Genomic DNA, 7,090 nt, shown 5'->3' with positions numbered 1-7,090 from the left:
AACGAGCTGGCTTGCTTGTATGGGAAAAGCGGTTAAAACGGCAACCGTGACCGGAGTCGGCACGAAATTGCCGCGCGACGTTTGGAAAAGGTAAGATTTGAACATGAAAGCTGGTTCAAGGTTTTTGAACGCGGTGTCGGCTGCTGCGCTGTCAACGAGCATTGTTGTTTCCGGTGCTGGTGTTGGTTTGGTCGCAGGTACGTCGGTTGCAGAGGCTGCCACCATCAGCCGTGTCGATGTGCGCGGCGCAACGCGCGTCAGCGCTGAGACGGTTCGTGCGAACATCACGATCGTTCCGGGCAAGAGCTTCAGCAACACCGACATCGACGCTTCCGTAAAGCGCCTGTACGCCACCGGCTACTTCTCCGACGTCAGCATCAACGTTTCCGGCGGTACGCTGGTCGTGACCGTCAGCGAGAATCAGCTCGTCAACCAGGTCGTCTTCAACGGCAACCGCAAGATCAAGGACGACAAGCTGCAGGGCGTCGTACGTACGCAGCCGCTCGGTCCCTACAGCGAAGCGACCGTCGAAACCGATATCCAGTCGATCAAGGACGCCTATGCTGCCATCGGTCGCGGCGACGTGACGGTGACGACGCAGGTCGTTCCGGTCGCCGAAGGTCGTGTGAACCTTGCTTTCGTCATCAATGAAGGCGAGCGTACCAAGATCTCCCAGATCAATTTCGTGGGCAACGAAGCCTACAGCGATGGCCGTCTGCAGTCGGTCATCGCGACGAAGGAATCGGGTATCTTCTCGTTCATTACCCGCAAGGACGTCTACAATCCTGACAAGTTGCGCGCGGACGAAGAGCTGCTGCGCCAGTTCTATTACAACCGTGGTTATGCCGACTTCCAGGTCGTTTCGTCGGAAGCGACCCTCAATGAGGCGACCAATGAGTACACGGTGAACATCACCGTCGAAGAAGGTCCGCGGTATGATTTCGGTGCCGTCAACGTCGAATCGACGGTTGAAGGCGTCAATGCCGAAGAGCTGAAGGGTCTCGTGCTCAGCCGCGAAGGCTCGGTCTACAAGGCCAAGGACGTGCAGGCGACGATGAGCGAGATCTCGAAGCGTGTCGCTTCGGCTGGTTACCCGTTTGCACGCGTAACGCCGCGCGGCAACCGCGATCTCGGCAACCACACGATTGCAGTCGATTATCTCGTCGACCAGGGCGAGCGCGCCTACGTCGAGCGTATCGAAATCCGCGGCAACACCCGTACGCGCGATTACGTTATCCGCCGCGAGTTCGACATGGGTGAAGGTGACGCCTTCAACCAGGAAATGGTTGCCCGCGCCAAGCGCCGTCTAGAGGCTCTTGGTTACTTCTCGAGCGTCAACATTTCGACGGCTCCCGGAAGTGCTGCTGACCGCGTCGTCGTGATCGTCGACGTGCAGGACCAGTCGACCGGTTCGTTCGGTATCGGCGCCGGCTACTCGGCAGGCAGCGGTGGCGGCTTCCTCGTCGAAGCGTCGATCGAGGAGAAGAACTTCCTGGGTCGTGGCCAGTACATCCGCGTTGCCGCAGGCCGCGGCGACGAGAGCCGCACCTATAACGTTTCGTTCACCGAGCCGTATTTCCTTGGCTACCGTCTGGCTGCCGGCTTTGACGTCTTCAAGAACGAGAACGATTTCGACGACGATAACTACAGCTACGAAGATCAGGGCTTTAGCCTGCGCGTGACTGCGCCGATCACCGAGAATCTGTCGACGACGTTGCGTTACAACTTCACGCAGTTCGACTACAGCGGTGACCGCTCGAAGCTGTCGTCGCCGTATATTCGTGCGATTGACGGCGGTGACTGGGTTCGCTCGTCGGTATCGCAGTCGATCACTTACAACACGCTTGATGATGCGCAGCTGCCGCACGACGGTATCCTGGCGACCTTCACGCACGAGTTTGCTGGCCTTGGCGGCGACTCCGATTTCTACAAGATGACCGGTAAGGCCAAGTGGTACTACACCGTCAACGACGAAGCGGACATCATCGCTTCGCTCGGCGGTAGCGCCGGCCATATCTTCGAAACCGGTAGCGATCTGCAGGTCTTCGACCAGTTCCAGCTCGGCAGCAGCGATATTCGCGGCTTTGAACGCAACGGTATCGGTCCGCGCGAAGCGCGGTCCGGCGACGCGCTCGGCGGCACGACGTACTTCACGGCTTCGGCCGAAGCGACGTTCCCGCTTCCGGGGATTCCGCGTGACAGCGGCTTCCGTGGTGCGGTCTTCGCTGACGCCGGTACGCTCTACAGCAACAAGGTCGCTCTGACGGCTCCCGGCGAATCGGTGCAGGGCAACGATGCCTCGCTGCGTGCGTCCGTTGGTATCGGCTTGATCTGGGCTTCGCCGTTCGGTCCGCTGCGTGTCGACTACGCCTGGCCGGTTGCCAAGGAAGATTTCGACAAGGTACAGAACCTGAAGTTCGGTATTTCGTCGTCGTTCTGATAAGAAGCAGTCCAGAACTGCCAGAAAAGATCGTTCTGGAGTGTCCATGGAACAGAACTGGTTTTTTCCGCCCCATGAAGGGATTCGCCTGGGTGACTTGGCGGATCAAATTGGGGCGGAGTTGGTGGATGTCGCGGTCGCAGACCGCGCTGTCCGCTCTGTAGCGCCTGTTTACCGGGCCAAGCCCGGCGACGTCTGCTATATGCTGTCGCGCAAGAGCCGTGCTGAGCTTGAAACCTGTCAAGCGTCAGCGATCATCTGCGACAAGACAATTTCTCCTCTTGTGCCTTCCCACGTCCCGGTTCTCTTGAGCGCGCGTCCGCATACGGCCTTTGCCCTTGCCGGAACGCTGTTGCACGAGATTGCGATGCGTCCGGCCCGCAATACGAGCCTCAAGGGCATCGCACCGGGTGCATTCGTGGATCCGACCGCCCGTCTGGAAGACGATGTCGAGGTCGAGCCGCTGGCTGTCGTCGGCGCCGGAGCCGAAATCGGAAGCGGCACCCGTATCGCGGCTGGCGCCGTGATCGGCCCGGGCGTGCGCATCGGCCGCGATTGCACGATTGCTGCCGGCGCGAGCGTGCTTTGTGCGCTCGTCGGCAACAGCGTCATCATTCATCCGGGCGCGCGCATCGGCCAGGATGGTTTCGGCTATGCGCCGGGCCCGAAGGGCGGGATGATCAAAATCGTCCAAGTCGGGCGCGTTATCATCCAGGACCATGTCGAGATCGGCGCAAACACGACGATCGACCGCGGCACGATGGACGATACGGTGATCGGCGAGGGCACCAAGATCGACAATCTCGTCCAGATCGGTCACAACGTACGGATCGGCCGCTTTTGCGGCATCGTCAGCCAGGTCGGCATTGCCGGCAGCACGAAGATCGGCGATGGCGTGATGATCGGTGGTGGCAGTGGCGTCAACGGCCACATCACGATCGGTGACGGCGTGCAGATCGCGGCCATGAGCGGCGTCGCCGCCGATGTGCCCGCTGGCGAGCGGTACGGTGGTATTCCAGCGCGCCCGATGCGCGATTTCCTGCGCGACGTTGCGGAAATGGCCATGCGGGCAGGCGAAAGACAGAAAAAGAAGAAGGGCGATACGAATGAATGAGGCGGCAACGGTTCTCGGTACGGCGGACATTCAGGAAATCCTGAAACTGCTCCCGCATCGTTATCCATTTCTGCTCGTCGATCGCATCATCGAGATCGACGGCGACAATTCGGCGATCGGCATCAAGAATGTCTCGGCAAACGAACCGCATTTCACCGGTCACTTTCCCGAGCAGCCGATCATGCCTGGCGTTTTGCTCGTCGAGGGCATGGCACAGACGGCTGGCGCGATCTGTGCTCGCAAGGTCGGGACAGGAACGAACCTCGTCTACTTCATGACCATCGACAATGCGCGTTTCCGCAAGCCTGTCGTGCCCGGCGACCGCGTGGAATTCCATGTCGTGAAGCAGAAGCAGCGCGGCAATATCTGGAAATTTCACTGTGATGCAAAAGTTGACGGGCAACTTGTCGCGGAAGCTGATATCGGCGCGATGATCGTCAGCAAGGAAGACGCCTGAACATGATTGCAGCATCAGCGAAGATCCACCCGTCCTCGGTCGTCGAGAGCGGGGCTGTGATCGGCGAGAACGTCAAGATTGGCCCGTTCTGCTACATCGGGCCGAAAGTCGTTCTGGGCGACGATACCGAGCTCCTGAGCCATGTCGTGGTGACCGGTCGCACGACCGTCGGCAAGGGAACGAAGATTTTTCCGAATGCCGTGATCGGCGGTGATTCGCAGAGCGTGCATCATAGTGCCGTCGACACCGAGTTGCTGATCGGCACGAATTGCACGATCCGCGAAGGCGTGACGATGAACACGGGAACGGTTGAGCATGGCGGCCAGACGGTCGTCGGCGACAACAATCTCTTTCTCGCGAATTCGCATGTGGCGCACGATTGCCGGCTTGGCAACAACATCATTCTTTCGAACAATGTGATGCTGGCCGGCCATGTGACGGTCGAAGATCGCGTCATTCTCGGCGGCGGCTGTGCCGTTCATCAGTTTACGCGCGTGGGCCGTCAGGCCTTTGTCGGCGGCCTTTCTGCGGTCAGCTATGACGTGATCCCCTATGGCATGCTCAACGGAAATCCCGGCCTGCTCAGCGGTCTGAACGTTGTCGGCATGACGCGGGCGGGCATCGATCGCGCCACCATCCACGTGGTTCGCCGCGCCTACAAGCAGATCTTCGACGGGCCTGAGTCGATCCGCGCCAATGCGGCTGCCATTCGCGAAGACTATGCCGACTGTGCACCGGTGATCGAGATCCTCGATTTCATCGGAACTGAAAGCGACAGGGCGCTCTCGTCGCCGACGCGCGGCAAGGCCTGAGCGTGATGGCCAATGCCGCGAGCCGCGCAGTGTCCGGCGGCCGGCTCGCAATCATTGCAGGCGGTGGCGCCCTTCCGCACCACGTTGCCGAAGCGGTACGGGCCCGCGGTGAGGATCCCTATGTCATCGCGCTCTCGCGCGAAGCCGACGAGACCGATTGGGTCGATTTCGATCACTCGGTGCTGGCGATCGGCGACTTTGCCAACATCAGCCGCACGTTTCGCGACGAAGGGATCGACCGCGTCGTCTTGTCCGGCTGGGTCCGGCGCCGGCCCGAATGGCGCGACATTCGCCCGACGTTCCGAACCCTTGCAAAAATACCATCTGTACTGAAGACGCTGGTGTCTGGCGGCGATGACGCGGTCTTGCGCATGGCGATGCAACTGATCGAGGCAAGCGGTGCCCATGTGATCGGTGTGCATGAAGTCGTTCCCAATCTTCTTGCAGAGCCGGGGCCGATCGGCGCGGTGACACCCGACGGTGATGACCGTCGCGACATCGAGGTCGGCATCGCCGCTGCCAATGCGCTCGGCACGCTCGATGTGGGGCAGGGCGCTGTGGCCGTTGGCGGGCGCGTCGTGGCATTGGAAGGGGCAGAGGGCACGGATGCCATGCTGGAGCGGGTTGCCGCGTTGAAGGCTGAGGGACGTGTTTCGTCCCGCCGGCGGGGTGTCCTCGTCAAGCTTTGCAAGCCCGGCCAGGATCTCCGTGCGGATCTGCCGTCGATAGGACCGTCGACGGTCGAACTCGCGAGGCGGGCCGGGCTCGCGGGCATTGCCGTCGAAGCCGGCCGAGCTCTGGTCCTTGAGCGCGCTGAGGCAATCGAAATCGCAGACCGGGCCGGGCTCTTCGTGATGGGCGTCGAGCGCGCTTCCTCAGGAGTGGGACGATGAGTGCGGCGACCTACAAGCTTGCGGTTATCGCCGGCGAGGTGTCCGGCGACTTGCTGGGGGCCGATCTGGTGCGTGCGTTGCGAGCGCAAAGCGGTCGCGGCATCGAGCTTGTCGGTGTTGGCGGCGAAGCCCTGGAGGCCGAAGGCCTTCGCTCTCTTTTCGACTATTCCGAGCTGTCGATCATGGGCTTTACCCAGGTGCTGGCGCGCCTGCCCAAGTTGATCATGCGCATCCGCCAGACGGCAAAGGCAATCATTGCGTCACGCCCGGACGCGCTCTTGATTATCGACAGCCCCGATTTCACCCATCGCGTGGCGCGCAAGGTTCGCGCAGTGCTGCCGGACCTTCCGGTCATCAATTATGTCTGCCCAAGCGTCTGGGCCTGGAAACCGGAGCGGGCGCCGCGCATGCGCGGCTATGTCGACCATGTTCTGGCGGTCCTGCCGTTCGAGCCGGAGGCAATGGAAAAGCTGCAAGGGCCGCCGACGACCTATGTCGGCCACCGCCTCGCAAGCGATGCCAGTGTGCTTGCTGTTCGCGCAAGCCGCCAGCAGCGTCTCGGTGGTGGCGATGACGGCCGCCTGTCCACGTGCTTGCTTCTGCCGGGCTCGCGCTCAAGCGAGGTCGGTCGGCTGTTGCCGATTTTCGGGGTTCTCGTCGAGGAGCTTGCAAGCCGCCATCCGGGCATTCGCTTCCTGTTGCCGACTGTGGCGCGGCAGGAGAAGTTGGTGCGGGAGATCACGGCATCCTGGCCTATCCGGCCGGAGATTAGCGTCGGAACCGCGGAGAAGTGGGCGGCGTTCGATCGCTCCGATGCTGCGATTGCTGCCTCGGGCACAGTCATCCTGGAACTGGCGCTGGCCGGCGTGCCTGTTGTCTCGACCTATGATCCGGATTTCCTGGTGAAGTTCCTGCACAAACGCATTCGCATCTGGAGCGGCGCACTTCCCAACCTGATCGCGGATTTTCCGATCGTTCCCGAGTATTTCGGTGAGTCCATCCGGCCCGGCGCGCTCACGCGTTGGGTGGAGCGGTTGTCCGGCATGACGGCCCAGCGTGCCTCGATGCTCGACGGTTATGCCCTGGTGCAGCAACGCATGGCGACAAGCCGGCCGCCCGGTGAGATGGCAGCCGAGATCGTTCTTGGCTATCTCGAAAAGAAAACGAGATAAGCCCCGCCGCGCCGGCTCCGTGCGCCTCTGCGGTTTTTGATGCCGCTCTCCAGCACCGTGCGTCCTTTCAGACGCGCAAGGGTCGCTGTGGCACTATGATTTTCCGCATGTATTTGTCGGGCACGAACTCAATCACCTGCGCGGTGGGCTGTCGCTATTGGTCCGGCCAAACGAAAAAGCCCGGTCATTTCTGACCGGGCTT

The 7,090-nt window shown here is 61.4% G+C and carries 6 protein-coding genes; all 6 read left to right on the top strand.

Going from position 1 to position 7,090, the window contains the following annotated elements:
* The first annotated feature begins 103 nt into the window (after positions 1-103).
* The 6 genes from bamA to lpxB are packed head-to-tail and all read left to right on the top strand — an operon-like array spanning position 104 to position 6,888.
* Positions 104-2,440 (top strand): outer membrane protein assembly factor BamA, encoded by a 2,337-nt coding sequence (gene bamA / locus VGO04_RS02785; protein WP_327494439.1) that lies wholly within the window; start codon positions 104-106, stop codon positions 2,438-2,440.
* A gap of 46 nt (positions 2,441-2,486) precedes the next feature.
* A complete protein-coding gene (gene lpxD / locus VGO04_RS02780) occupies positions 2,487-3,554 on the top strand; it encodes a UDP-3-O-(3-hydroxymyristoyl)glucosamine N-acyltransferase (RefSeq protein ID WP_327494438.1) in 1,068 nt (355 codons plus the stop codon).
* Positions 3,547-4,011, top strand: a complete 465-nt coding sequence (gene fabZ / locus VGO04_RS02775; RefSeq protein ID WP_327494437.1) for a 3-hydroxyacyl-ACP dehydratase FabZ — start codon at positions 3,547-3,549, stop codon at positions 4,009-4,011. The genes lpxD and fabZ overlap by 8 nt, the downstream gene beginning before the upstream one ends.
* A complete protein-coding gene (gene lpxA, locus VGO04_RS02770; protein ID WP_327494440.1) occupies positions 4,008-4,823 on the top strand; it encodes an acyl-ACP--UDP-N-acetylglucosamine O-acyltransferase in 816 nt (271 codons plus the stop codon). Before fabZ ends, lpxA begins: the two co-directional genes overlap by 4 nt.
* 5 nt (positions 4,824-4,828) lie before the next feature.
* Complete coding sequence (locus tag VGO04_RS02765; protein ID WP_327494435.1) at positions 4,829-5,716, top strand: LpxI family protein; 888 nt, start codon at positions 4,829-4,831, stop codon at positions 5,714-5,716.
* Positions 5,713-6,888, top strand: a complete 1,176-nt coding sequence (gene lpxB / locus VGO04_RS02760; RefSeq protein WP_327494434.1) for a lipid-A-disaccharide synthase — start codon at positions 5,713-5,715, stop codon at positions 6,886-6,888. The genes VGO04_RS02765 and lpxB overlap by 4 nt, the downstream gene beginning before the upstream one ends.
* The last annotated feature ends 202 nt before the right edge of the window (positions 6,889-7,090 follow it).

Source organism: Ensifer sp., from assembly GCF_035999185.1.
Lineage (GTDB): Bacteria > Pseudomonadota > Alphaproteobacteria > Rhizobiales > Rhizobiaceae > Ensifer.
The sequence above is the reverse complement of the archived record's forward strand: the minus strand, read 5'-3'. Positions and strand labels throughout refer to the sequence as shown.